The organism is Pseudomonas silesiensis (genome assembly GCF_001661075.1).
Lineage (GTDB): Bacteria > Pseudomonadota > Gammaproteobacteria > Pseudomonadales > Pseudomonadaceae > Aquipseudomonas > Aquipseudomonas silesiensis.
In genome coordinates, this window is sequence record NZ_CP014870.1 from 3,790,467 (window position 1) to 3,815,902 (window position 25,436).

21 protein-coding genes are annotated in these 25,436 nt (G+C 62.0%); 13 read left to right on the forward strand and 8 right to left on the reverse strand.

What is annotated here, in order from left to right:
- Positions 1-47 precede the first annotated feature (47 nt).
- Positions 48-935, forward strand: coding sequence for a LysR family transcriptional regulator (locus PMA3_RS16810; RefSeq protein ID WP_064680726.1), 888 nt, complete (start codon positions 48-50; stop codon positions 933-935).
- 148 nt (positions 936-1,083) lie between these two features.
- Here PMA3_RS16810 and PMA3_RS16815 read toward each other — a convergent pair whose 3' ends face one another.
- Genes PMA3_RS16815 through PMA3_RS16830 form a run of 4 tightly spaced genes read right to left on the reverse strand, consistent with a single transcriptional unit; the run spans position 1,084 to position 4,682 of the window.
- Positions 1,084-2,088 (reverse strand): NAD(P)H-dependent flavin oxidoreductase, encoded by a 1,005-nt coding sequence (locus PMA3_RS16815; protein WP_064678228.1) that lies wholly within the window; start codon positions 2,086-2,088, stop codon positions 1,084-1,086.
- Positions 2,089-2,091: 3 nt separating this feature from the next.
- Positions 2,092-2,646, reverse strand: a complete 555-nt coding sequence (locus tag PMA3_RS16820; RefSeq protein WP_064678229.1) for a cytochrome b — start codon at positions 2,644-2,646, stop codon at positions 2,092-2,094.
- Positions 2,647-2,697: 51 nt separating this feature from the next.
- Positions 2,698-4,371: a cation acetate symporter gene (locus PMA3_RS16825; protein WP_064678230.1), complete on the reverse strand. Its 1,674-nt coding sequence runs from the start codon at positions 4,369-4,371 to the stop codon at positions 2,698-2,700.
- Positions 4,368-4,682 (reverse strand): DUF485 domain-containing protein, encoded by a 315-nt coding sequence (locus PMA3_RS16830; protein WP_064678231.1) that lies wholly within the window; start codon positions 4,680-4,682, stop codon positions 4,368-4,370. Before PMA3_RS16830 ends, PMA3_RS16825 begins: the two co-directional genes overlap by 4 nt.
- A 272-nt stretch (positions 4,683-4,954) precedes the next feature.
- On the opposite strand from PMA3_RS16830, the gene PMA3_RS16835 reads away from it, so the two are divergent.
- Positions 4,955-5,851: a LysR substrate-binding domain-containing protein gene (locus tag PMA3_RS16835; RefSeq protein ID WP_064678232.1), complete on the forward strand. Its 897-nt coding sequence runs from the start codon at positions 4,955-4,957 to the stop codon at positions 5,849-5,851.
- 122 nt (positions 5,852-5,973) lie between these two features.
- Here PMA3_RS16835 and PMA3_RS16840 read toward each other — a convergent pair whose 3' ends face one another.
- Entirely contained in the window at positions 5,974-7,182 is a 1,209-nt protein-coding gene (locus PMA3_RS16840) for a YbfB/YjiJ family MFS transporter (RefSeq protein WP_064678233.1), read from the reverse strand.
- A gap of 132 nt (positions 7,183-7,314) precedes the next feature.
- Complete coding sequence (locus PMA3_RS16845) at positions 7,315-7,830, reverse strand: winged helix-turn-helix transcriptional regulator (RefSeq protein ID WP_064678234.1); 516 nt, start codon at positions 7,828-7,830, stop codon at positions 7,315-7,317.
- Between the two features lie 100 nt (positions 7,831-7,930).
- On the opposite strand from PMA3_RS16845, the gene PMA3_RS16850 reads away from it, so the two are divergent.
- The 6 genes from PMA3_RS16850 (at position 7,931) to PMA3_RS16875 (ending at position 13,673) form a co-directional block, all read left to right on the forward strand.
- Positions 7,931-8,560 carry a cysteine hydrolase family protein gene (locus PMA3_RS16850; RefSeq protein ID WP_064678235.1) on the forward strand — a complete coding sequence of 210 codons (630 nt, stop codon included), beginning with the start codon at positions 7,931-7,933 and terminating at the stop codon, positions 8,558-8,560.
- 4 nt (positions 8,561-8,564) lie between these two features.
- On the forward strand, positions 8,565-10,133 hold the full coding sequence (locus tag PMA3_RS16855) for an aldehyde dehydrogenase (NADP(+)) (protein ID WP_064678236.1): 1,569 nt from the start codon (positions 8,565-8,567) through the stop codon (positions 10,131-10,133).
- A 147-nt stretch (positions 10,134-10,280) separates the two neighbouring features.
- Positions 10,281-11,774 carry a M15 family metallopeptidase gene (locus PMA3_RS16860; protein ID WP_082930350.1) on the forward strand — a complete coding sequence of 498 codons (1,494 nt, stop codon included), beginning with the start codon at positions 10,281-10,283 and terminating at the stop codon, positions 11,772-11,774.
- 305 nt (positions 11,775-12,079) lie between these two features.
- Positions 12,080-12,532: an Ohr family peroxiredoxin gene (locus tag PMA3_RS16865; RefSeq protein WP_064678237.1), complete on the forward strand. Its 453-nt coding sequence runs from the start codon at positions 12,080-12,082 to the stop codon at positions 12,530-12,532.
- 109 nt (positions 12,533-12,641) lie between these two features.
- Positions 12,642-13,082 (forward strand): Ohr family peroxiredoxin, encoded by a 441-nt coding sequence (locus PMA3_RS16870; RefSeq protein ID WP_064678238.1) that lies wholly within the window; start codon positions 12,642-12,644, stop codon positions 13,080-13,082.
- 132 nt (positions 13,083-13,214) lie between these two features.
- Positions 13,215-13,673 (forward strand): MarR family winged helix-turn-helix transcriptional regulator, encoded by a 459-nt coding sequence (locus PMA3_RS16875; RefSeq protein ID WP_064678239.1) that lies wholly within the window; start codon positions 13,215-13,217, stop codon positions 13,671-13,673.
- 8 nt (positions 13,674-13,681) lie between these two features.
- Here PMA3_RS16875 and PMA3_RS16880 read toward each other — a convergent pair whose 3' ends face one another.
- A complete protein-coding gene (locus PMA3_RS16880; protein ID WP_064678240.1) occupies positions 13,682-14,626 on the reverse strand; it encodes an aldo/keto reductase in 945 nt (314 codons plus the stop codon).
- A complete protein-coding gene (locus PMA3_RS16885; RefSeq protein WP_064678241.1) occupies positions 14,613-15,899 on the reverse strand; it encodes an NTP/NDP exchange transporter in 1,287 nt (428 codons plus the stop codon). Before PMA3_RS16885 ends, PMA3_RS16880 begins: the two co-directional genes overlap by 14 nt.
- Before the next feature lie 84 nt (positions 15,900-15,983).
- Here PMA3_RS16885 and PMA3_RS16890 point away from each other — a divergent pair, with 84 nt between their 5' ends.
- From PMA3_RS16890 to PMA3_RS16910, 5 genes are all read left to right on the forward strand, one after another.
- The gene (locus PMA3_RS16890) at positions 15,984-16,772 is read left to right on the forward strand and encodes an alpha/beta hydrolase (RefSeq protein WP_064678242.1); all 789 of its coding nucleotides are present in this window, start codon (positions 15,984-15,986) and stop codon (positions 16,770-16,772) included.
- Positions 16,773-17,306: 534 nt separating this feature from the next.
- Positions 17,307-18,482, forward strand: a complete 1,176-nt coding sequence (gene wecB / locus PMA3_RS16895; RefSeq protein WP_082930351.1) for a non-hydrolyzing UDP-N-acetylglucosamine 2-epimerase — start codon at positions 17,307-17,309, stop codon at positions 18,480-18,482.
- 70 nt (positions 18,483-18,552) lie between these two features.
- A complete protein-coding gene (locus PMA3_RS16900; protein ID WP_064678244.1) occupies positions 18,553-20,766 on the forward strand; it encodes a hypothetical protein in 2,214 nt (737 codons plus the stop codon).
- A 12-nt stretch (positions 20,767-20,778) separates the two neighbouring features.
- Positions 20,779-22,893 (forward strand): glycosyl transferase family protein, encoded by a 2,115-nt coding sequence (locus PMA3_RS16905; RefSeq protein WP_064678245.1) that lies wholly within the window; start codon positions 20,779-20,781, stop codon positions 22,891-22,893.
- Positions 22,890-25,433 (forward strand): bacteriophage N4 adsorption protein A, encoded by a 2,544-nt coding sequence (locus tag PMA3_RS16910; RefSeq protein ID WP_064678246.1) that lies wholly within the window; start codon positions 22,890-22,892, stop codon positions 25,431-25,433. The genes PMA3_RS16905 and PMA3_RS16910 overlap by 4 nt, the downstream gene beginning before the upstream one ends.
- Positions 25,434-25,436 lie beyond the last annotated feature (3 nt).

Sequence of the window (25,436 nt, forward strand, 5' to 3'; positions counted from 1 at the left end):
TGGCTCGTGATGCAATCCATCACTTTTTATGATAGGTGACCATGATCATGGAAATGCGCCAGCTGAAGATTTTCTGCGCGGTGGCCGAGTTGGGCAGTTTCACCGCTGCAGCGGTCCACGTGAACACCGTGCAGTCCAATGTCACCATGCGGGTGAAGGAGCTGGAAGCCGAGCTCAACCGCGATCTGTTCATCCGCAAGAAGTCCGGGGTCGTGTTGACCTCGGCGGGCGAAACCTTCCTCGGTTACGCACGGCGTATCCTGCAACTCACGGAAGAGAGCCGCAGCGCCTTGATGGACACCGGCAGCCCGACAGGTTTGCTGCGGTTGGGCTCGATGGAAACCACGGCCGCGATTCGCTTGCCCCAGGTGCTGACCAAGTACCGCGAAAAATTTCCCGACGTGCAGCTGTCGCTCCTCACCGGTACCACGGTCGAGCTGATCAAGGCGATTGAAGCGCATCGACTCGACGGCGCCTTCGTTGGCGGGTTTCACCAGAATTCGGCGCTGGCGCAGGAAGAGGTTTTCCAGGAAGAACTGGTGCTGGTCAGCAGCAATCATTTCGAATCGCTGGCCGCGCTCATCGATAAAATGCCCCAGCAAACCGTGCTCGTATTCCGCACGGGCTGCTTCTATCGCTCGACCCTGGAAAACTGGTTCTACCAGGTCGGGCTGGTGCCTAACCAGATCATGGAACTGGGCACGCTCGACGGTATCCTGTCCTGCGTCGCCGCGGGCATGGGCGTGACCTTGCTGCCCAAGGCCATCGCCGAGAACTGCAGTGTGCGCCACGGCATTCGCTGCCATGCATTACCGCCGGAGTTTGCCAAGGTTTCAACGGTGTTCATCCGCAGGAACGATTCGATGATCACCTCGGCCATGAGTGCGTTCGTTGGGATGGCACAGGAACAGATTGCCCGGCCGGCTAGCTTGTAGATCCGCCCCCAAAGCGGTTCGGTGAACGCACGCGGTCCCTGTAGGAGCGAGCTTGCTCCGGGCGGCGTTCCGACGAAGAACCTGAGTGCGACGCGTTTATTCAGGAAGAACGCGTTATCGTTCACGTCCATCGCGAGCAAGCTCGCTCCTACATAACGATCCTGCCTTGAGCGGCATAGTCGATGGCACCGCCCTCTCCGGCTTGCGGCCGGATTGTGGTCAGTGGCAACCCCAACGCAAGTTCAGCCATGCGCTGCGCAGCCGGCACGACACTGTGGATTTTCCCCACCCCCTGACCCGCGTACAGCGACAGCTTCCTGGCCATGCGCGGCTTGTCGATCGCCCGGGCGCCGCCGCCGATGAAACGCAGCAGGTTCCACTTGTCCCGATTGGGAATCACCCGATGCGGCGTGCCATAGGTCCAGCCGAAGGAATAGCCCGTGCGGTACTCGGTGTCGTCCGTGGTCGCCTCAACGATTTTCTGCTTGTACAGCGGGTGCGCATTCGATTCGTCCGTGGCGATGAATGCCGTGCCCACCAACACCCCTGACGCACCCAGGGACATTACTGCGCGGACATCGTCGCGGGTGGTGATGCCGCCAGCCGCCAGGACCGGACGCCCCTGGGCGACGGCAATGATCGAAGGCAACAACGGCATGATACCGATCGTGCCGCGATTCAGGTGACCGCCACTTTCACTGCCTTGCGCGACGATAATGTCGGCCCCCTGGGCGATGGCCTGTTTTGCGAGCGCCACCGAGCCCACTTGCACCATGACCACCAGCCCGGCGTCTTTCGCCCGGGGAATCATGTCGGCGCAATACGCTTCGGCATAAAACAGTGACAGCAGCCGCGGTTTTTCCTTGAGCACCACCTGAAATTGCGCTTCGAATACATCCGGCCCGCCGAACTGCGGCACCAGATTCACACCAAAGGGCTGATCGGTCAGCGCACGGGTTTCCTGCAGCCATCGACGCAAGGCCAACGGCGGCAAACGCAAGCCACCCATGACCCCCATCCCCCCGGCGTTGGCGACTGCCGCCACCAGTGCCGGGCCGGAAATAGCCGCCATGCCGCCGAGAAAGATCGGGTACTTGACGCCGCACAGGCGGGTGATGGCATTACCCGCAAAATCGAATTTGCCTTCATTCATTGCTCACAACTCCACATGTTTTCCAAGCATCCGCTTGAGCGAGTCGTTCTTCAGGAGAAAGTGGTTCTTGACCGCGCCGAAGCTGTGCAGAGCCAGGCCGACGAGGAACAACGAGGCACCGATATCAAACAGCACATCGACGATCTGTTTCAGCGTCTGGCTGGCAGGCAACAGCGCTGGAATCGAAAAACCCCAGGGCAGATCCGTGGCTTCTCCGGCGGTAGATCTTGAAGCCCAGACCGCGATCGGCAGCAGCACCATCGCCAGGGCGAGCGCCACCGCCACGGAACGGCTGATGATCACCTCAATCGGATTAGGTGTGCCCACAGGCAGAGGATGGTAAGCCGTGATCCTGGCCCAAAACCTGTAGATTGATACCAGGAACAGGACCAGGCCAATCAGGTTTTGCAACCTGGCGAACTCCATCTGCGCAGCCTGATCGGTGGCGTGGGCGATAAAACCCTGCAGGCAGAGGATCGACAGCAGCGAAAACGCCACGACCCAATGCAGCGCAACAGTGATGGGTGAGAATCTCAGGCCATTGTCTCGTAATTGCATGGCTGACTCCTTTTTTCAGGACATGGAAAGGACCGGGCTACCCGATGCGCTCTAATGGCTGACAGCCTGGGATGCGCCAAGCCCGGTCTGGGCACGGATCAACTGATCATCGAAACGCGCGCGTTCAAGCGTGGCCGCGCTGCTGCGATCGGTGACCGAGCCCAGCCAGGTGAACAGGAAAGCCACGTTCATCGAGATGATGGCCGGGTAGTCATAAGGGAAGATCGCGTCGGCGTTGCCCAGCACCTTGACCCACACCGCGGGCGAGAGAATGACCAGGCTGACGGCGCTGATCAGGCCGGCAATGCCACCGATCAACGCACCTCGGGTGGTCAGCCCTTTCCAGTACATCGAAAGCACCAGGATCGGAAAATTGACCGAGGCCGCCACGCCGAACGTGAGCGCCACCAGGAAGGCGATGTTCTGGTCCTTGAACAAGATGCCCAGCACCACCGCGACGATGCCGATGCCCACCGAAGCGATGCGCGACACCCGCCGCTCGTCCTTGGCATCGGCCCGATCTTTCTTGAAGACCATCACATAAAGATCATGGGAAATCGCCGAGGTGCCCGCCATGGTCAGTCCGGACACCACGGCCAGGATCGTGGCAAACGCGACGGCGGAAATGAAGCCGAGCAGGAAGTCTCCTCCCACGGCCTTGGCCAGGTGCATCACCGGCATGTTGCCGCCGCCGATGAGCTTGCCACCCACAATGCCGGACTCGTAAAAAGCCGGGTCCTGCCCGACGATCACGATCGCGGCCAGCCCCAGCACGCCAACGATCAGGTAGAAAAAGCCGATGAAACCGGTGGCGACAAATACCGATTTACGCGCCTGTTTGGCGTCCGCCACGGTAAAGAAGCGCATCAGGATATGCGGCAATCCCGCGGTGCCAAACACCAGGCCCAGCGCCAGCGAGATCAGCGATAGCGGGTCGGCCACCAGCTTGCTGGGCAGCAGTATCCGTTCGCCGTCGTGGTGCGCGGCCACCGCTTTCTCGAACAACAGTTCGAAGGAAAAGCCGAACTTGCTCAACGCCAGGAACGCCAGCAAGGTGCCGCCCACCAGCAGCAACCCGGCCTTGATGATCTGCACCCAGGTGGTGGCGACCATGCCGCCAAAGGTGACGTAGACCGCCATCAACAGACCGACCGCAATCACCGCATAGTTATAAGGCAGACCGAACAGCAACTGGATCAACTGCCCCGCCCCCACCATCTGCACCACCAGGTAAAAGCACACCACGGTCAATGAGCCGAAGGCGGTCAGGGTTCGAATCCGGTTTTGATCGAGCCGAAACGAGGCAATGTCCGAAATGGTGATGCGCCCCAGGTTCCTGATGCGCTCGGCAAACAGGAACAACAGCAACGGCCAGGCGACAAAGAAGCTGATCGAATACAGCACGCCATCGAAACCGTTGAAGAAAATCATGCTGGTGACACCCAGCAGCGCCGCGGCCGACATGTAGTCGCCGGCCAGTGCCAGGCCGTTCTGGAAGCCGGTGATGCCACCCCCGGCAGTGTAGAAATCCTCCATGGATTTGGTCTTGGACGCGGCCCACCAGGTAATGCCCAACGTCGTCACCACGAAGATCAGAAACATCGAGATCGCGGTAATGTTCAAGGGCTGTTTTTCGACGTGCTGCAACACGTCGGCGGCCACGGCACCTGTGGCGGTCGTGCCCAGGAGTGCAGGAACAATGAGGTATTGAACTAGCGGTTTCATACCACTGCCCCCGCGCGGATTTCCGCGGTCAGTTCATCGAACTCGCCATTGGCACGCAGGATGTACACGCCGGTAAACAGCCAGGCGCCGATAATGAACGCGACACCCAGCGGCCAACCGATAGTGATCGTGCTCGTGGTGGAAAGCTTCGTCGCCAGCAACTGGGGGGCAAACGCGGCGACGAGGATAAACGTGAAGTAAGGCACAAGGGTTGCAGCGGTCAGGCAAGCGACGAATCTTCGCTGCCGTGAAACCAAATCCTTGTACCGGGGATGGTTGCGAATTCTGGCTGATTCAGATGCGTGATTCACGTTGACTCCGTGGTGCAGTGGGAAATTATTGTTGTTCCACAGCCTCGGATCCGAAGACTCGATCCGCCACCGACTGCGGTTTGTTTGCCAGATCAACCTATGCCTGGCACAAGATCATGTAAAACGATGATTAATGATGCTTATGATCTGTTCTGATGAACCTAAAGCCCTTGGATCGCCCCGTTTTGCTTGCCTTTGCCCATCAGGAAATCTAATCTCTGAAACTTGGTTGTTTCATATTTTGTAATCAGTTTTTGAGATAGGTGAGTTCGATGGATGTTACGGATCTCAAGGTGGTGGATGCGGTGGCCCGGCACGGCAGCATGAACAAGGCGGCCGCCGAGCTGAATACCGTGCAGTCCAACGTGTCCGCGAGGATTCGCTCACTGGAAGACGAGCTCGGTGTGGCGCTGTTTCAGCGCAGCGCCAGGGGCGTCCAGGTCACGCCGGCGGGACGCCGCCTGCTGCCCTTCGCCGCACGGCTTTCGAAGCTGTTGCAGGATGCGTCCTGCGCCGCGCGGGACGATGGGCAGCCAAACGGTGTGCTCGAGATCGGTACGCTGGAGACCACCCTGGCGCTGCGTCTGCCGCAGCTGATAGCAAAATTTGCCAAGACCTACCCCGAGGTCCGGCCGGTGGTGCGCACGGGCACCACCTGCAGCCTGATCCAGGCGGTCATCGACTCCAGGCTGGAAGGTGCCTTCGTTGCAGGACCGGTCAACCATCCGCAATTACACAGCGAACTGGCGTTCCGCGAAGAGCTGGTGCTGGTCACCTCCCCGGCGATTCAAAGTCTGGCGGCTGTCGCTGGCATCGACACCCTGAAGACCGTGGTGTTTCGCATCGGCTGCTCTTACCGACAGCGCCTGGATTCCCTGCTGGCCAACCTGGGAATCCAGGCCCCCGAGCCGCTGGAGTTTGGCTCGATCGACGCCATTATCGCCTGTGTGTCCGCCGGCGTCGGCGTCACCTTGTTGCCCCGAGGCGTGGTGGCGAACGCCGTGCGCGAGGGCTTGGTTGCCGCGCATGAGATTGCACCGGAACTCGCCGCCGTGGAGACGGTGTTTGTCAGACGCCTCGATGGCTATTTTTCCAGTGCGTTAAGCACCTTCCTGCAGAGTGTTCGCCTGGACGGTGCCGCAGCTGCGCCAGTGCCCCTGGCTTCATAGCCCGATCAAGTGCTGTCGGCAACGCATCGGGGGGGGTGAACGAGCCGAAGACACACACCGCCAGGTTGCGGCGCCAGGAGGCAAGATTGCGCTCGGCATAATTCACGTGAAGCGTCGCTGCGTTATTGACCATTGGCATTCCTGACCGCGACGACATCGATGACAAAAGCCAGCACCATCGCCGAAGTGCCGATGATAAACAGCACGCTGTAATTACCCCCGCTGTACGAGAACAGAAACGACAAGCCATAGGCTGCTACTGCCTGGAACAAGGCAAAACCGACCGTAGCCGTTTGCCAGGCCGAACGCTGTTGGGCGGGATGCCTGGCGAGTACTTCGTGCAGCCGACCCAGCACCAGGGGCACGGTACCGGTGACAAAGGCGCCGACGACCACGCTGGAGATCATCAGCCAGATGCTCCCGAGGCCCAGGGCCGGTACGACGACGCTGATGGCTTCGATGATGAAAGACACGCGCAAGGCGCGGCCGAAGCCGATCCGGTCGGCCAATACGCCCGCCAGCAGAGGACCGACCGTGGCGCCGATGCCAAACAGCACCCAGTACCGGGCGCCCACCTGCAGGCCCTGGCCCATGCCCCGGGCAACAAAATCCACCAGAAAAATCATGTGCGGCACCCAACCCGCTGCGTTGAGTGCGTACTCGACGTACAGCGCCTTGAGTGTGCCGTTGGCCGCCGGTCGACGGTGCTGCGCGGGGGTGTCCGCCGGCGCGTGCTCCGTTGGCCATCCGCGCCAGGCAATGGCCGTCAACACCAGACAAATCAGCCCAAGGCCGAGCCAGGTTTGCCGCAGGCCCTGTTCAAGCAAGAGCGGGACCAGGGTGCCGGAGGCCGCGATGCCCACACCCACGCCCATGAAAATGACCCCGCCTGCCAGTCCTCGTCGGGAGGCAGGCACATGCGCCAGGACAGTGGGCGCGGCCAGTACCATCAGCGCACCACCGGCCGTTCCGGAAAGAAAGCGCCAGGCGAAAAACCACGCGAAGGACACAGGCCAGGCGCAGGCAAAAAACGCCAGGCTTGCCAGCAACATCATCGCCCTGAGGGTAAACGCCGTTGAAGTTCTGGCCGCCAAGGACCGCCCGGAAATCGCCCCGGCCAGGTAGCCCGCGAGGTTGGCGGCGCCCAGGTAAGCCGCCTTTGAAGGGTCGAACCATTGCGCGCTGATAATGGCCGGTAGCAACGGCGTATAGGCAAATCGCGCCAGGCCGATGCCCACCAGACTGGCGCAAAAACCGGCCAGAGTGCCCCAACCCGCAGAGGCTGGCCGCAGCGTGGTTTCGCTGGCGATCGTTGGCTTCAAACTGTTCATTTCTGCCCTTCTTTTCTTCAGATGGGCAGACAGTACTCGCCGAACAGCAATCTTCAGAAACGAATTAAAATGATCAGAGCAATCTATTTAAAAGATACCTAGACCAGTTCGATCACTCTAACAGCGGGACCTTCAGACCGAGTCCGACCCACGATTGCCCTTGAAGGCTGCGCGCCGTGCTGTTCGTTCGGCGGCATAAGCTTCGCTGTGCTCGCTGATCAGCTCGCCACGCCGCAAAGGCTTGCCGCAGTGTTCGCACAGCGGCCCGAGCCCGGCAGGCTGGCCGCAGGTTTGATGGGTATAACGCACCGCCAGCCCCTCCTCGGGCGACTTGCACCAGGTTTCGCCCCAGGCGCGCAGCGCCAGCACCACTGAGTAGAAAGCCTCGCCTTTTGCGGTGAGATGGTACTCGTAGCGCAGTGGCCGCTCGTTGTAAGGACGCCGCGTGACGAGGCCATCAGCCTCCATGTTTTTCAGGCGCGTGGCGATCATCTGCGGGGTGCCGCCGGTCTGCGCCTGGATCTCGTCGAAGCGATGACTGCCCATGAACAACTCGCGCAGGACCAGCACGGTCCAGCGGTCGCCCACGATGTCCTCGGCCCTTGAGATCGGGCACAAGGATTGGGAAGTGCCTGGGTTTGCCGACATAAGGACTTGCCTCTTTCAATGTCACTATGATTATCATATCCACAACGTGCCATGGCAACTCCACGGCACCGGCCACCGAAAATCCCTGGAGAACGTCGCCATGTCCAAAGCCAACTATCCACTCGACAGGACCGCTTACCTGCTAGTCGATCCCTACAACGATTTCCTGTCGGAAGGTGGCAAGGTCTATCCCCTGATCGAACCGATAGCCGCTACAGTGGGCCTGCTCGACAACCTGCGCGCCCTCGATCGCGCGGTCCGCGCCCTGGACATTCCGGTGGTCATCGTACCGCACCGTCGCTGGGAACAAGGCGACTACGAGAACTGGGATCACCCGAGCCCGACCCAGTGCAAGGTCATGCACATGCACCACTTCGCACGCGGTGAATGGGGTGGCGAATGGCACCCCGATTTCGCGCCAAAGGACGGTGACATCGTGGTTCAGGAACATTGGGGTTCCAGTGGTTTTGCCAACACCGACCTGGATTTTCGCCTCAAGCAAAAAGGCATCACCCACGTGATCATCGTGGGCCTGCTGGCCAATACATGCATCGAGGCAACCGCCCGTTACGCGTCCGAGCTCGGCTACCACGTCACCCTGGTGCGCGATGCCACCGCCGCGTTCAAGCCGGAAATGATGCAGGCCGCCCATGAGCTCAATGGCCCGACGTTCGCCCACGCTATTGTGGCCACCGACGAACTCATCGCCGCCCTGGCACGGCAGGAGTGAACCGATGAAATTGACAGGAGCTCTGATTATCGGCACAAACGATGTCCCGGCCACTGAGGGCACAATGAAGGCACTCAATCCCGCCACCCACCGGTTGATCGAGCCGGCGTTCGCCTTGGGCGGCGCGGACCAGGTTGACCAGGCGGCTACACTCGCCAACGAAGCCTTCGATAGTTACAGCCACACCTCGCTCGCCCGCCGCGGGACCTTCCTCGACAGCATCGCCGACAATCTCGACGCCGTTCGCCAGGCGCTTGCTGCACGGGCCGCGCTGGAAACGGGTCTGCCTGCCGCCCAGCTTGAAGGCGAGGCGGCAAAAGCCGCCACCCAGTTCCGCCAGTTCGCCGAGGTCGTGCGCCAAGGCCATTTCCTGCAGTTGGCCATCGATCCGGCACAACCCGATCGCCAGCCACGCCCGCGCATGGACCATCGACTGCAGAAGATCGCGATCGGCCCGGTGGCTGTTTTCGGTGCCAGCAACTTTCCCATTTCATACTCGGTCGCCGGGGGCGATACCGCCTCGGCCCTGGCGGCGGGCGCGACCGTCATCGTCAAGGCGCATAACGCTCACCCCGGCGCATCGGAAATCCAGGCCCGAGCCATCCGCAAGGCCGTGCAGGACAACGGGTTGCCCGAAGGCGTGTTCTCTATGGTGCGTGGCAACGGCAATGCGATCGGCGAAGCCCTGGTCGATCACCCCCTGATCAAGGCCGTGACCTTCACCGGTTCCGAGCAAGGCGGCATGGCGCTGTATCGTCGGGCGCAGCAACGCCCCGAGCCGATTCCGGTGTTTACCGAGATGACCAGCGTCAACCCCACGTTCATCCTCCCGGATGCATTGGCTGAACGTGGCGGCCAGATCGGTGATGGATTTGTCGAACGCATGCTGGTCAATGTCGGGCAAGCCTGCCTCAAACCTGCCCTGCTGATCGCGATCGAAGGCGCTGGCTTTGACGCGCTGCGAACCGCCATGGTCAAGCGCGTGAGCGAAGCAGCGGCACGGCCCATGCTGACGCCGGGGATACATGCGGCCTATGTCAACGGGCTCATCGCGCTGGAAAACGCCGGAGCCAGTCGCATCGCCGAAGGCTACGCAGTGAATGCGCTGCTTGACGGGCGATCGGCCTTGCTCGAGGTCGACGGCGCGCTGGTCCTGCGCGATAAAGCGCTGGCCGCGGAAGTATTCGGTCCCTGCGCCCTGCTGGTGAAGGTCCGGGACGCGGAAGAAATGCTGGCTGTCGCGCGCTCGCTGCGTGGCCAGCTCAGCGCCGCCCTGCATCTTGAGGACAGTGACCTGCAACTGGCCCGACGTTTGCTGCCAGTGCTGGAACGACGCACTGGACGCATCGTCGTCAACGCCTTCGCCCATCCGCAGGAGGTCACCTTTGCCACGGTTCATGGCGGACCGTTTCCGGCTTCATCGGACAGTCGCTTCACTTCGGTGGGCATGACGTCCCTTGAGCGTTTCTTGCGCCCGGTGTGCTACCAGGGGTTTCCAGATGCTTTACTGCCTGAGGCGCTGCGTGAAAGTAGCCTGTTGCAACTACCCCGCAGCATGGACGGCGGGTTGTAGGAGCGAGCTTGCTCGCGATGGCCTCAAGGGCGACGCGTTAATTCAGGGAAAACGCGTTATCGTTTACGTCCATCGTCGGAACGCCGCCCGGAGCAAGCTTGCTCCTACAGCAGCAGCAACAGCAGCCCGCATCATCGGAGGCATTGAATGCGCCTTGTGTGCCGAGTCATATCCCCGTCTTTCTCGAAGCCATTTCAGCATCGTTTGCGGAACCTGCGCACAGGCCCATGGCCGCGCTGGATCCTGTGCCTGAGCGTTTTCGTATCCAGCATGGCCGCTGCGCAATCACGACCCGAGGACATGGTGCATCTGCGTTCGATCGATCCGTCCATCGAGCAGGACATCCGCTATGCCAGTGCCCACAACTTCACCGGGCACCCCCTCGACGGTTACGCCGCCGCGCAGTGCCTGTTGACGCAGGAGGCGGCCCAGGCCCTCGCCCGGGTACAAAAAGCACTGCGTGCCCAAGGCTATGGCTTGAAGGTATTCGACTGTTATCGACCCAGCCGTGCGGTTGCCGACATGGGGCGCTTCGCCACAGAGCCGGGTGACCCGCGCAAAGCCGAATTCTATCCGCGCGTAGACAAACAGGACTTCTGGCGCCTGGGTTATGTGGCCCGCGTATCCAATCACTCCCGAGGCTCGACCGTGGACCTGACCCTGACCGGTCCCCAGGCGCTGCCCGCCGAAACCTGGACGCCCGCGGCCGCGCAAGTCGATTGCACGGCGCCCTACGGTCAACGTTGGCGCGACGGCGCACTCGACATGGGCACCGGTTACGACTGCTTCGATGAGCGCGCACACAGCGACACGCCGTTGATCAACGCCGACGCCCGGAAAAATCGCCAGCTACTCAGCCGGGCCATGGAGCAGGAAGGGTTTACCGGGTACGACAAGGAATGGTGGCACTTCACCTACAGTGGCACGGGTCCGCGCAAGGACGTCATGGATTTCCCCATCACGCCGCTGCAGGCAAGCAACCTTCTCGACGCGAGCCACCAGCTGATAGTGGTCACCAGCAAAAACTGGACTGACATCCAGGGCACCGCCCAGCGCTATGTTCGACGCGGGTCCACCTTTGAGAAATACGCCGATCCCTTTCCGGTGGTTCTGGGTAAGAACGGGCTGGCCTGGGGCAAGGGTATTGCGGCCAACGTCGAGCAAGGCGAAGGGCCGGTCAAGCGCGAGGGTGATGGAAAAGCTCCCGCCGGGATATTCAAGCTGGGAACGGCGTTCGGCTACGACAGCACGGCCAACACCCAACTGCCTTACCTGGCGTTAACCCCGACCAGCGAATGCGTGGATGACAGCCACTCCAAACATTACAACGAGTTGGTCGACGGGGCGACAACACCCAGGGACTGGAACAGTTCCGAACGCATGCGACGCGACGATGACACGTATCGCCAAGGCATTTTCATCGAGCACAACTCGCCGGCATCCCCCGCCTTGGGCTCGTGCATCTTCTTTCATATCTGGCGAGGCCCCTCCTCGCCGACGCTTGGTTGTACCGCCATGGATCAAGCGGATATTTCCCGTTTGTTCGGTTGGCTGGATCCGCGCCAGTCGCCGCTGCTGATACAAATGCCCGAGACGCAATATCAGCACCTGCGTACACGTTGGAATCTGCCGGAACGCTGATCTCGCGGCTATTGGGGTGTGGATGTAACCGGTCGATGCACAGATTGGCTAAATCCACAGGGTGAAAGCGGTCAGTACCCCGGCTCACTGCGTGCACAGCGGTGCGGTCCAGCGACCGCCCCGCTGCTTTCCCCCCGCACTTGATACACCACCGTTACCCCGCCTGAAGCCCGACCACTCGTCGGGCAGCCCCCCGGCGAGCGCTTGACTTCGATCGCCGGCTGCGCGAGCATTATTTCCATCGCATACGATACAAACGTACGCGATACAAAACTCACTGCTTCATCCCGTAGAGGATTCACCCCATGAGCAAGATCGAAAAAGTCCTGGCCACCGGCAAAACCCACACCACCGTCAGCGAAGCCGGCCTCACCTCGCGCGGCCATAACGGCAGCCTCGACATCACCCTGTCGACCCCCGGCAACGCCAAACCGGCCCACGTGTTCGCCGCCACCCAACCGCACCCGACTGCCGAGCAATTGTTCGCCGGCGCCTGGTCCGCCTGCTACACCGCCGCCGTCGGGCTGGTAGCCGGTGAGATGAACGTGGTGCTGCCATCTGACCTGTCCGTCGACATCGAAGTCGACCTGGGCCAGACCGGTCCGGCCTACTTCCTCCAGGCTCGACTGACCCTGCGCGTGCCGGGTCTGGCGCACGATGTCGCCACCAGGCTGGCACACACCGCCGACCAGATTTGCCCGTACTCCAAAGCGACGCGGGGTAATATTGACGTGGCCCTGAACGTCCTCACGGCATGACGCACCGCGCGACGTTGATATCGATCGGCAGCTCCGATACGCCATATATGTCGCATACGCTTAAAGCGCATGCGACCACCAAAACCATCCAGACAATGAGGACTCATCCATGAACAAGATTGAAAAAGTACTGGCGACAGGCAAAACCCACACGACGTTCAGCAACGCTGGCAACTCTACCCACGGCCTCGACATCCAGCTGTCCTCGCCGGGTAACGCAAAACTGGCACACGAGTTCACCGCCATCGTGCCGCACCCGACCGCCGAGCAATTGTTCGCCGGCGCCTGGTCGGCCTGCTACACCGCCGCCGTCGAGCTGGCGGCGAAAAACATGAAGGTGACGCTCCCGTCCAACCTGGCCGTCATCATCGAGGTCGATCTGGGCCAGAGCGGTGCGGCCTACTTCCTCCAGGCGCGTTTGACGCTGCGGGTGCCGGGCCTGACGCAGGACGTCGCAACGGAACTGGCGCACGCCGCCGACCAGATCTGTCCGTACTCGAAGGCGACCCGAGGCAATATCGATGTGGTCATTAACGCCCTGACGGCGTGATCCATCCTGTGACCGGTTCGCCTTCACCGGCGAACCGGTCGCAACCCGCAAGCGGGTACCATTCCGATAGAATCGCATACGAGGTATATTCAGGTTTTTGCCAGCCACGTGTCGCGGCCGAAGAGGATGCACATGAAAACCACCGACAAGACGGTCCCCGCCAACCCGAAACTCTCCGACTTCCTGTGTTTTGCGGTCTATTCCACCAACCTGGCGTTCGGCAAGGCCTACAAGCCGATTCTCGAGCAGCTGGGGCTGACCTACACGCAATACATCACCATCGTCGCGCTATGGGAACAAGATGACCAGACCGTGGGCAGCCTGGGCGAAAAGCTGTTTCTGGAGTCGAACACCCTGACGCCGATCCTGAAGAAGCTCGAAGCGATGGGGTATCTGCAGCGCCAGCGCGATCCCGAGGACGAGCGCCAGGTACGGATCAGCTTGACGAAACAAGGTCGACAGCTGCGCGAAGGCCGCCCGGAACTGGGCCTGTCCGACGCCACCGGGCTGACGCCGGAGGAGTTCATGGACATGCAGAAGGCAGTCGTGACGCTGCGCAACAATCTCATCAAGTGGACCAAGGCCGGGTAATGCCCTGCCTACCCCACCAGATCGATCAACTGCTCGCGCTGCGCCCCCGTCAGCATCGGGCCAAACCCGGCACCGGCGTTTTCCGCCATGTAGCGCGGGTTGCCCGTCCCTGGAATGACACAGGTCACCGCCGGGTGCGCCAGCAGGAACTTGAGCGCCAGTTGCGGCCAACTGCTGACCCCCACTTGCGCGGCCCATCCCGGTAGCGGCTTGCCTTTCAAACGTGCGATCAGGCCACCACCCCCGAAGGGTCGATTGCAGATCACCGCCACGCCGCGCTCGCGGCACAGCGGCAGCAGGCGTTTCTCCACGCCGCGATCATCCAGGGCATAGTTGATCTGCAGGAAATCCAGCTGTTCGGCCTTGAGCACGGCCTCTACCTCGTCATACGCCGACGCCGTGTAATGGGTGATGCCGATGTAGCGAATGCGCCCTTCTTCCTTCCATTTGCGCAAGGTCGGCAGGTGGGTTTTCCAGTCCAGCAGGTTGTGGATCTGCATCAGATCGATGCGGTCTGTCTGTAACAATTTGAAAGACTCTTCCATCTGCGCGATGCCTTCTTCGCGGCCGCGGGTCCAGACCTTGGTGGCCAGGAAGGCCGGCGAGCGCGGCCGGTGGATCGACAGCAATTCACCGGTGGTCTGTTCGGCGCGGCCATACATCGGCGAACTGTCGACCACCGTGCCGCCCTTATGGAACAACGCACTGAGCACCGCGGGCAGATCCTTGTAGGCAGGGTCCGAGGGCGCGACATCGAAGCCGCGATAAGTGCCCAGGCCGACGACGGGCAACGGCTCGTTGCTGGAGGGGATGGCTCGGGTCAGCATGTTCTTGCCTCCTGTATCCTTCGGCGGCGGTGACGCTGCGAAGGCCGGATCGAAGGTGAAGACCACCGAAGCACCGGCGGCCAGCGTGAGTAGTTGTCGACGGGTATATCCATCAGTTTGGCTCATGGAATGGTCCTTCCACACGTTTGCTGTCAGCCTTTTGCTGTTGCTGCCTGGCCAACCACAGGCATAAACAGCCCCACAGCCCGGCAAACGGCACGATCACCAGCGCCACCAGGCCGAACCCGGCGCCCAGTGCCGTCAGTCCGGCGGACAACCAGCCACTGGCGGCATCGCCACCGCGATACACCAGGGTTTCGATGACATTCTTTGCCTTGTACTTTTCCTCCCGGCTGACCACGGTCCACAGCACTTCGCGGGCCGGCCGGACGATGGCGAACTCGACCGCGCGGCGCAACCCTTGCGCCAGGGCAACGGTGGCCGGCACGGGTGCCAGGGCCATGGCGCTGAACGCCACGATCGTTGCCAACGGCAAGGCTGCCAGTGCCCCGCCGACGCCAATCAGACGGATCAACGGCGCCGTCAGCAACAGCTGAAAAACCAACGTCAACGCCGACACCATCAAATCGACCACGGCGAAAAATTGCGTCCTGCTGGCCACATCAGCATAGCTACCGGCGACGATCCGGCCCTGTTCGAAATACAGCAAGGTCGCGGCGCTGGTGTGCAACAGCATGAACAACACCAGCCCCAGCAGATAGCGCGAGCGCACAATCAGGGTGATGCCGGCGAGCATGCTGCCGCCCAGGCGCCGATCATCCAGCAGGCGGCTGCCGGACTGCGATTGCGTGCGGGACAACAACGCCCGATAGCAGCGCACCGCGGCTTCCAGCAGCAGCGCCGCCGCGAGGGTCAACGCCACCGGGCCCAGGCGCGTGGCCATGGTCGCGGCCAGCAGGGGCCCGATGAAGGTGCCCAGGGTGCCGCCAGCCGCTATGAAGCCGAACAGGCGCCGCCCCTGTTCACTGGAAAAGCGGTCCACCAGCACGCTCCAGAAGATGCTGACAATGAACAGGTTATAAATACTGATCCAGACGAAAAACACCCGCCCTACGTCGACCGGCGCGACGTGATTGGCGATCAAGCCGCCAAACACCAGCATCGACAAGGCGATCAGGCGATAGATCAACGGCACGAAGCGAATGGCCGGCAGCCGCGACACCAGCGCACCGAACAGCGGCACCATCAACAGCATCACCACGAACGTGGCGGTGAACAGCCACTGCAGTTTGTCGGCGCCCCCCTCCAGACCCAGGGCATCGCGCAACGGGCGCACCAGGTAGTAGCTGGCGAGCACGCAAAAATGAAAGGCAAAACCCAACATCAGCGCCGTTCGTTCGGCTGGCCGTACGTCGAGCCACTTCAGAACGATGGGCATGCGGGCCCTCCGGTGCGTCCACTGTCGATCGACTACACTCTGAGCGCTATCAGGCGATAGCAGCCTTCAGGCCCAGAGCAGTCAATGCCGCCCACTAACGTTAGCCGAATGTCGCGCACCCTGGTGTCTCTCGTCGTCATCGTCGCAGCGCTGTACCTGGTGCTCTGTGTGGCGCTGTTCGTGTTCCAGCGCGCGCTTATCTATTTCCCGCAACCACGGGCCCTCGACGCTTCGGCAGCGCTGCTCACCTTGTCGGTTGACGACGCGCAGGTGCTGGTCACCGTGCGCCCCCGGGACGGCGCCGAGGCGTTGATCTATTTCGGCGGCAATGCCGAGGATGTGTCCCGTAACCTGCCCGGATTCGCCCGGGCCTTCCCTGACCATGCGCTCTACCTGATGCACTACCGGGGCTACGGCGGCAGTTCCGGCTCGCCCTCCGAAGAGGCGATCCAGCGCGATGCCCTGGCCCTGTTCGACCAGGTCTACGCCACGCACCGGCATATCGCCGTGGTCGGTCGCAGCCTGGGCTCCGGGGTCGCCGTGCGCCTCGCCAGCCAGCGACCGGCGGCGCGCCTGGTGCTGATCACGCCGTACAACAGTCTCGCAGAACTCGGGGCCAGGCTGTACCCGATGTTCCCGGTGAAGTGGCTGCTCAAGGACAACTTCGACTCCTGGAAATACGCCGCTCGTATCACAGTGCCGACGCTATTGATCGCGGCCGAGCACGACGAAGTGATACCGCGTTCCAGTACCGAGCAACTCTACCGACACTTCGCCGACGGCGTGGCAACGATACGGGTCATACCAGGTGTCGGGCATAATTCAATTTCCGAAAGTCCCGACTATCTCAAACTGCTAAACAGCGGATTGTGAACACACCCATCTTTAGATGGAACTTTTTATCACTACCCAAACAACTACTAAAATCTCCATCACATAACATGACAATATACAGGCGCCATTATTATGACCTATTGGCACTGCCTGATAAATTCCGAACGACAAGATAAAACTTGACAAATTCATATAAATCGATGAATGGCATTAAAATAAAATATCGTTACAAATCATAGACTAATACTACTAACCTGCAGTAATATCTAGAAATAAAAAACAATTATTCGCGACTCACATTATCTCGAAAAGTTTCAGTTATTAAATTAATAAAAAAACTTCACATAACCTTTGCCCTTATCGCCATTGATGTTAATAATCGCGCCGCTTTCGGACAGTCACGCAACTTGCCCTCTAACTTTTAGTGATCGGCAAGTCTCTCTCGTATCACTCCGACCCTTACCACTCTCAACTATCGCAAGTTGATCCAGGCCCCAATCATGCCTGGCTCGACTGATATGCGGCGCACTAGAACTGCGCAAGGAAGGCATCATCGTTCGCCATCATTCACCGATCAGGATCCTCTCGATTTTCGGCACTCGTCCGGAAGCCATCAAGATGGCCCCCCTGGTCAAGGCTCTCGCTGCCGAGCCCGGCATTCATTCGCAGATCTGCGTCACTGGCCAACACCAAAGCATGCTTAAACAGGTGCTGGATCTGTTCGACTTGAAGGCCGATTACACCCTTGATGTCATGACCCCCAAGCAGACCCTGAACTCGCTGACCGCGGCGTTATACGCAGCGATCGACCCGGTGCTGGACATGACCCGGCCGGATCGGGTGCTGGTGCATGGCGATACGACCTCGGCCATGGTCGCGGCGATGGCGTCCTTTCACCGACGCATTCCCGTGGGCCACGTCGAAGCCGGCTTGCGTACCGGTGATATCTACAGCCCGTGGCCGGAGGAAATGAACCGGCGCTGCATTGACCTGGGGGCGGATCTGCTGTTTGCGCCGACCTGTGAATCCCGCGACAACCTGCTGGGTGAACGCCTGCAAGGGAAGACGCTGGTGACCGGCAATACCGTGATCGACGCCTTGCAACTGACGGCCAGACGCATCGAACAGAACCCGGCGCTGCGAGACAGCCTGGACCGGCAGTTCGCGTTCCTGCAGCCCGGGCGCAAGGTGTTGCTGGTGACCGGCCATCGTCGGGAAAACTTCGGCGACGGCTTCCTGGATATCTGCAAGGCCCTGCGCCACCTGGCGCGGCGCGGGGATATCCAGATCGTCTACCCGGTGCATCTGAACCCCAATGTGCTGGGCCCGGTAACTGAACAACTGGGCGACTTGCCCAACGTGCACTTGATCGAACCCCTCGATTACCTGGCGTTCGTGCGCCTGATGCAGCGTGCCCACGTGATTCTCACCGACTCCGGTGGCGTGCAGGAAGAAGCGCCCTCCCTGGGCAAACCGGTGCTGGTGATGCGTGACGTCACCGAACGCCCGGAAGCCGTGGCCGCGGGCACCGTGCGGCTGGTCGGGACTGCACCGGCTTCGATCATCCAGGGGGTCAACGCCTTGTTCGATGACGATCTGTTATGGCGCCGAACGGCCCAGGCGGCCAACCCTTACGGCGATGGCAAGGCCAGTGCCCGCATCGTCGACGCCCTGCTGGGCCGCCCGGTCGATGAGTTCGCCGTGAATCGCCCGCCCGGACAGCGGCAACACGCCCGTGCCGTACCGTAAAAAAGAATCACTCGGTGTTCACCTCTTTGTAACCCGCTCGCCCCCTCTTACCTGCTCGAGATCTGCCTGAATGAAGTCTTCCGTTGCCCTCCATACGGGTGCGCTCAGCGCCCTTGCCTGTGGCGTGAGCCTGCTAGCGCTCATGCCCGCCTTTGCCCTGGCGGCGGACAGCCCGCTCACCCAGGCGATCAACCGGCTCAACGCCGATACCCGGCAGGAGCGCGAAATCCGCTTGAGCGACCTGGGGATCGACGCACCGATCATCCTCGGCTCCACCGACGCCCGACGCGAACTGTACCTGCCGGTGCCCGCCGGTGTGCCACTGACGGATGCCACGCTGAATTTCGACGCCAGCTACCTCAATGGCGAGGGTGGCCGCAATACGTTGCTGCTGTCGCTGGACGGCTATCCGGTTCGCGCCGAAGGGCTCAGCGAAGCCCAGGGCGATGCCAGCGCCACTTTGGGCGTGGACAAGAAAGCGCGGGACAGCGGCTCACTGCGCCTGGGCATTGCCTGGTCGTCGATCGTGTCCAGGGTGCTGTGCGAAGACGAACGCGCCATCGGCAACGTTCTACGTATCGAGCCCGCCACCCGCCTCAATTACAGCTACGACGCCAGCCAGCTACACGACGTCGGCGCCGCCTGGACAGCGTTGCCGGGCAAACCGGGGATCATGGTCGCACCGGGCACCCTGTCCGCCGACAGCTATGACGCGGCCTGGCGCCTGGGTGTGGCCCTGGAGCGCATTGGCAAGCACAGTCGCATCCTGCCCTTCCCTGCCCTGCAAGACAGCGTTGACCTCAACGGCCTGCGCATCCCCGCTGAACTGCTGGCGATTCCGGCGTTCGCCAGCCTCAACGGCAAAGGCACGCACGTTCTGGCGGAGCCGGCGCAAATCGGCGCGCTATTGATGCTGGGGCAGACACCGAACGTCCAGGCGGACCTGGCCGTCAACGATCCGCAACTGCTCAAGGCCGTCAATGAGTCACTGGACGCGCTGCAGCGCCAGATCCAGGGCCTCGACGCCTCGGCAGCCACCGCCTTCACGCAATGGCGTGAGCGGCATATCAATGCAGGTCTGGCCGCCACCGGAACGGACAATGTGCGCCTGGCATTGCTCGGTACACGACCGGTACTGATGATCGCGCCCCAGGCCACCGGCAAGGCGCTGGCCCTGTTCAGTTCAGCCTGGAACACCTTGGCCCGCAGCCGCCAATTGACGGTCAGCGAAGCACAGCTGCCGTTGAGCGCCGACGGTCGCGTGGCCTTGTCGCGCCTGGGCGGCAATCCCGGCGCCATTGACGTATTGGCCAAGTCCGACTGGAGCACCTCGTTCCCCTTGGGCAGTGTGGCCTATGACGGTCGCCTGCCGGTCAAGGCGGTGATCGATGTGTCTGCCGCACCCGGCGCCTCGGACACCGCGCCGGTGGCCTCGCTGTTCCTCAACGACTACCTGATTGGCGCGCAACAGCTGGTGGCCAATGGGGAAAAGCAGCGCATCGAAGCGTCTGTCCCGCGCTACGCCCTGGGCTCGAAGAACGTGTTGCGGGTGTCGTTCCAGCGCCAGCCGGTCAGCGACCGCTGCCTGGAAACACCCCAGGCGTTCCCGGTCTCGGTGCTGCCAACCAGTCACATCGTGCTGGAAAAAACCGCCCTGGATAACGACTTCTCCGGCATGGCCGCGCGCTTTGCCATGGACGCGCAGATCCTCGTGCCACAAGCCTATCTCGAGCATCCGGCGAGCAGCTTGCCACAAGTGATCTCGGTGGCTGATGCCGCCGGCGTTTCGCCGCTGCGGGCACAGCTGAACGTCAGTGCCGACCCCAAGGCGTCGGTCGCGCCGGACAAGGCCTTCCTTGCCTTCGAGCTGCCGATCAAGGACAGCAAGGAATCGGTGCAGGTCGATGAGCAGGGTCGCCTGCGCATCAATCACAAGGATCAGGTGCTGCTAGACGTGCATCCCCTCAACCACCTGGCCTCGTTGCAAGTGGTGATTGCCGGCGGCCAGCACGGCCTGGTCTACCGCGCCCTGGGCGCCGACGCACCGCGCTTCGCCCGGCAGATTCTGCTGACCCGCGGCGACGTGGCCATCCTCGGTGACAAGGGTGCACTGACCACCTTCAACACTCAGGACCCGAGCGGCAGCCAACTGATCGACAACGAAGAACCCAAGGGGCTGGACGCCTGGCGCAAACCGTCGTGGCTGTGGCTGATTCCCGGCGGCATCCTGTTGGTCCTCATCCTGTTGCTGGCCGGCCGTAACGCCCGTCGCAATCGCCAGTAACGGAAACCTTCGATGACCTCGCTTTATTGGCCCTATTGGCTGGCCCACTACTACAGCTTCCTGGAGATCTCGACCATTGTGGTCGCGGTGCTGATCCTGATCTCCGGCCTGGACGATCTGTTCATCGACCTGTGGTACTGGTCGCGCCGCCTGTTCCGCAAACTCACCGCGGAGCGCAAATACCGGCCGCTGACGGCCGAGCAGTTGCTGGCGCGGGATGAACAGCCCCTGGCGATCATGGTCCCGGCCTGGCTGGAATATGACGTGATCGCACCGATGATCGAGAACATGGTGTCGACCCTGGATTACCAGAACTATGTGGTCTTCGTCGGCACCTACATCAACGACCAGCGCACCATCGATGAAGTGGAACGCATGCGCCGGCGCTACAAGCAGCTGCACCGGGTGGAAGTGCCGCACGCCGGCCCGACCTGCAAGGCCGACTGCCTGAATTGGGTGATCCAGGCCATCTTCCTCCATGAGCAAACCCATGGCATGACCTTCGCCGGCGTGGTGATGCACGACAGCGAAGACGTGCTGCACCCGATGGAACTGCGCCTGTTCAACTATTTGCTGCCACGCAAGGACATGATCCAGCTGCCGGTGGTGTCACTGGAACGCAACTGGTACGAGTGGGTGGCCGGCACCTACATGGACGAATTCGCCGAATGGCACGGCAAGGATCTGGTGGTGCGTGAAAGCATGACCGATACCGTGCCATCGGCCGGTGTCGGCACCTGTTTCTCCCATCGAGCCCTGCGCGTGCTGGCCGGGAAAAACCGGAACCAGCCATTCAACACCGACAGTCTGACCGAGGACTACGACGTCGGCGCGCGCCTGGCCAAGGTCGGCATGAACGCGATCTTCGTGCAGTTCCCGGTGCAGTTTCGGGTGTTGCGCAAATCATGGTTCCGCAAGCCTTACGAATCGACCCTGAAAATGCCGTTGTGCGTGCGCGAATTGTTCCCGGACACCTTCCGCACCGCGTTCCGCCAGAAAGCGCGCTGGACCCTGGGCATCGGGTTGCAAGGCTGGGAGCAAATGGGCTGGAGCGGCTCGCTGGCCAACCGGTATCTGCTGTTTCGTGACCGCAAAGGCCTGGTGACGGCGTTCGTCAGCATCATCGCCTATGTCATCCTGGCGCAGTTGCTGGGCCTGATCATCCTGCGCCAGAGCGGCCTGTGGGACGTGAGTTTCCCGACGCCCTTCGAAAGCAATGGTTTTATCGCGTACTTGCTGCTCGCCAACGGTATCGCCCTGGCCTGGCGGATCGCGCACCGCTGCTATTTCACCACCGTGCTGTACGGCTGGCAGCATGGCTTGCTGTCCATCCCGCGGATGGTCGTGGGCAATTTCGTCAACTTCATGGCAGCGTCCCGTGCCTGGCGCATGTTCCTGGTCGGCAAGGTGCTCAACCGCAAGCTGGTCTGGGACAAGACCATGCACGACTTCCCGTCCACCGATCTGGTCGCAGCCGCACCGCGCAAGCTGGGCAGTGTGTTGCTGTCCTGGCAGGCGATCAACGACACCGACCTGCAAAGCGCCCTGGCGGAACAGAAAACCCGGCACATGCCGTTGGGGCGGATTCTGCTCAGCAACGGTTGGCTGGACGACGAAACCCTGGCCGAAGCCATCGCCTTCCAGAACGACTTGCCGCGGGTGTTCGACGTAGCGGCCAAGGCACGGGACTCGACGCTGAAGCTGGACGATGAATTCGCCCTGCGCTGGCGCGTGGTGCCGCTGGGCTTGAATGCCCAGGGCCGTGCGCAAGTGGCCGTGGCCAACCCGTTGCCGGCCGAAGGTCTGCGACAGGTCAGCGATGAGTTGGGCAGCGTGCCGGTGCAGCTGATTGCCCGGGAAAGCGAAATCGTCGCGCGATTGCGTCATCTGAAAGTGCGCGAAGGCCAGTCGGTTCCCGACGCCGGGGCACCACTGCTGGGCGACCTGCTGATCGAAATGGGCCTGATGGATCGCGACGTGTTCAGCCGCGCCATGCTGCAGTACCGCCCGCAATATCACGGCCGCATCGGCGACTACCTGGTCGACAGCGGCGTGCTGCCTCGCGCCACCATCGAAAAGGCCGTCGCGCGTCAGCACAGCCACTATCCCGAGGAGCTTCCGGCATGAACCGCCCTTTCCTGACCCTCATGGCCACGGGGCTGAGCCTGATGCCCGGGTTGGTTCATGGCGAAACGCTGCCGTTGCCGTTGACCGGGCCGGCCTATGTGGCCGCCAACGAAGCGTACAGCGCCTACGAGCGCAAAGATTACGACCTGGCCATCGCCAAGGCCCGCGAAGCATTGCGCCAGCGGGCAGATATCACCCGTTTGAACACGCTGATCGGGCTGGCACAGCGTGACAAGGACTTGCGTGATCATCCCAAACGCTATCCGCAGTCCCGCCAGGCCCCGGGCTTCAGTGCAGCGGCCCGGGCCTTCAAGGCCTATGATCGCGATAACTTCGGCCTCGCTGCCCAGGCAGCCCGCCAAGCCATTGCACAGGCACCCGGGCGCATGGATTACCGGTTGCTGTTGATCGAATCCTTGCAGCGCCAACCCGATCTGCTGGCAGCGGATCAAGCCACCACCCAGGCCTTGGCCGTGTTCCCGGACGACGATATGTTGTTGATGCGCCGCGAGGCGATCCGTCGTCAATTGGCGGCACCGCTGGCCGTTCAGGGCTATCGCGCCCTGGAACTGGGCCAGGTGTCACTGGCCGTGGACCAGGCCAGGAAAGCCGTGGCCTGGGCACCGGAAATCGGCGCCAATCAGCAACTGCTGATCAGTGCCCTGCTCGCCGCCAGGGACTATCCCGGCGCCGAACAGGCCGCGTCGGGGGCATTGGCCCGGGACGATGGCGAAATCGCGCCATGGATTCTGCGCAGCTATGCCCTTGATCGTCAGGGCAAAATCCAGGCGGCCGAGGCAGACCTGAATCAGGCACTGGCCATCGATGGCCTGCTGGAGGCGGAAGTCCGCGACCTGCGTTTCTTCGCCGCCGACGCCGCACTGGCCCATGGCGAGCCACAACAGGCGCTCAAGCATCTGCAGCCACTGGCCGACGATGACAGCGGCGAAGTGGCCCGTCGGCGAACCGCCGCGCGAATGGCGCTGCGACAGAAAAACCATGGTCTGGACACTGTCGCCGATTTTCCGGCACCCGCCTTGAATTGTCAGGAAACCGCCTTCGGCCTGGTGTGCGATATCTGGCCGGGCAACCAGCGCGACGGCGGCACCGACATGGCCGGCCAGGCGTACGCGTCCCTGGCCCGCAAGGACGCTGCGACCGCGGTGGCCCTGGCGAATCAAGCCATCGCCCGCGCGCCGCGTAATCCGGCGTACCGGCGCCTGCTGGTCAGCGCCCTGAGCGAGCAGAAACGCGTGCCTGAAGCCATCGCAGCGGCCAGCGAAGGCCTCAGGATCACCGGCGATGACGCCCGGCTGCTGGCCCAGCGCGGCCGCCTGCGTCAACGATCCGGTGACGATGCCGGGGCACGCCAGGACTTCACCCGGGCCTTGGCCTTGGGCAGCCTGCCCGCTTACGAAGAAGCCAGTCTGTACGCCGCCATCGGCCAACGCCGTACCGCGCGCGAACGGCTGCAACAAGCGCGGGACACCGGCGAACTGGAGTCCATGAGCGCGCTGCAGATCGCTTATCTGTCGGTCCAGGCCGGCGACGATGACGCGGCCCACGGGTCGTTTCGCAAGGCCGACGCCGATACCCGGCTCACGCCGACGGCAACCCAGGACGCCGCCTACACCGCCATGCGGGTCAATGACGATGAGCAAGCCGTCAGCTACTTCAAGCGCGTGATCGACGCACAAGGTACCGGTGACCTCGAGATGCCCGCGCAGCAGCTGTTCGACACCCGTCGCGCAGTGGCCGATGTGTCGCGCACCTGGGGCCTGACCAACACCACCAGTTATCGGGGCAACAGTTCCAGCAGCGGCCTGAGTTCAGCCCCGACCAGCGGCAGCAACAGCAATGACAACCTGCAGAACAGCACCGAATTGTCCTGGCGTCCCCTGGGCTATCGCAACGCACGTTTTGTCGAACTCTACGGACGTATCACCGACACCCTGTGGAGCAAGAACAGCGATTCGGACACCGGTCTGGACGCCCTGCAAGGCGCCGTGGGTGTCAGGGTCAAACCCTTCACGGCGCTGAACGTAATGGCCGCCGTCGAGCGCACATTCCCCCTGGGATCGTCGGACGTCGATGGCGACTGGCTGGTGCGCCTGGGCTATGGCTCCAGCGTCGGCACCGACCTGCGGGTGGATACCTCCAGCTGGTGGACTTCGCAGTTGTTTGCCGAGGCCGGTCATTACATCAATGACTCGCGCGATTACTTCAACAGCGAATGGCAGGTGGGCCGCAGTTATGCCATCGGCGGCACGGGTTCGCGCTGGGTGAGCTTCCCCCATGTCGTGGCCGCGTTTGACTACGACTCCAAAATGCACAGCGAGACCACAGCGGACGGCAGTACCGACACATCATCCGGCAAGGCTGGAGGCCTCGGGATCGGCAACAACGTGCGTTACTGGTTCCGCGAAGACACCTACAACGCCCCCCGCTCCTATGTGGACTTTTCCCTGCAGTACCGTGTGAAAGTGCTGGGCGATGAGCGCGCCAAAGGCGTGTTCGCGCGCCTGACTTACTCCTATTGAGGA

Coding starts and splice junctions, on each gene's coding strand:
- PMA3_RS16810 (WP_064680726.1), top strand. CDS start 48: ATGGAAATGCGCCAGCTGAAGATTTTCTGCGCGGTGGCCGAGTTGGGC.
- PMA3_RS16815 (WP_064678228.1), bottom strand. CDS start 2,088: ATGAATGAAGGCAAATTCGATTTTGCGGGTAATGCCATCACCCGCCTG.
- PMA3_RS16820 (WP_064678229.1), bottom strand. CDS start 2,646: ATGCAATTACGAGACAATGGCCTGAGATTCTCACCCATCACTGTTGCG.
- PMA3_RS16825 (WP_064678230.1), bottom strand. CDS start 4,371: ATGAAACCGCTAGTTCAATACCTCATTGTTCCTGCACTCCTGGGCACG.
- PMA3_RS16835 (WP_064678232.1), top strand. CDS start 4,955: ATGGATGTTACGGATCTCAAGGTGGTGGATGCGGTGGCCCGGCACGGC.
- PMA3_RS16840 (WP_064678233.1), bottom strand. CDS start 7,182: ATGAACAGTTTGAAGCCAACGATCGCCAGCGAAACCACGCTGCGGCCA.
- PMA3_RS16845 (WP_064678234.1), bottom strand. CDS start 7,830: ATGTCGGCAAACCCAGGCACTTCCCAATCCTTGTGCCCGATCTCAAGG.
- PMA3_RS16850 (WP_064678235.1), top strand. CDS start 7,931: ATGTCCAAAGCCAACTATCCACTCGACAGGACCGCTTACCTGCTAGTC.
- PMA3_RS16855 (WP_064678236.1), top strand. CDS start 8,565: ATGAAATTGACAGGAGCTCTGATTATCGGCACAAACGATGTCCCGGCC.
- PMA3_RS16860 (WP_082930350.1), top strand. CDS start 10,281: ATGCGCCTTGTGTGCCGAGTCATATCCCCGTCTTTCTCGAAGCCATTT.
- PMA3_RS16865 (WP_064678237.1), top strand. CDS start 12,080: ATGAGCAAGATCGAAAAAGTCCTGGCCACCGGCAAAACCCACACCACC.
- PMA3_RS16870 (WP_064678238.1), top strand. CDS start 12,642: ATGAACAAGATTGAAAAAGTACTGGCGACAGGCAAAACCCACACGACG.
- PMA3_RS16875 (WP_064678239.1), top strand. CDS start 13,215: ATGAAAACCACCGACAAGACGGTCCCCGCCAACCCGAAACTCTCCGAC.
- PMA3_RS16880 (WP_064678240.1), bottom strand. CDS start 14,626: ATGAGCCAAACTGATGGATATACCCGTCGACAACTACTCACGCTGGCC.
- PMA3_RS16885 (WP_064678241.1), bottom strand. CDS start 15,899: ATGCCCATCGTTCTGAAGTGGCTCGACGTACGGCCAGCCGAACGAACG.
- PMA3_RS16890 (WP_064678242.1), top strand. CDS start 15,984: ATGCCGCCCACTAACGTTAGCCGAATGTCGCGCACCCTGGTGTCTCTC.
- PMA3_RS16900 (WP_064678244.1), top strand. CDS start 18,553: ATGAAGTCTTCCGTTGCCCTCCATACGGGTGCGCTCAGCGCCCTTGCC.
- PMA3_RS16905 (WP_064678245.1), top strand. CDS start 20,779: ATGACCTCGCTTTATTGGCCCTATTGGCTGGCCCACTACTACAGCTTC.
- PMA3_RS16910 (WP_064678246.1), top strand. CDS start 22,890: ATGAACCGCCCTTTCCTGACCCTCATGGCCACGGGGCTGAGCCTGATG.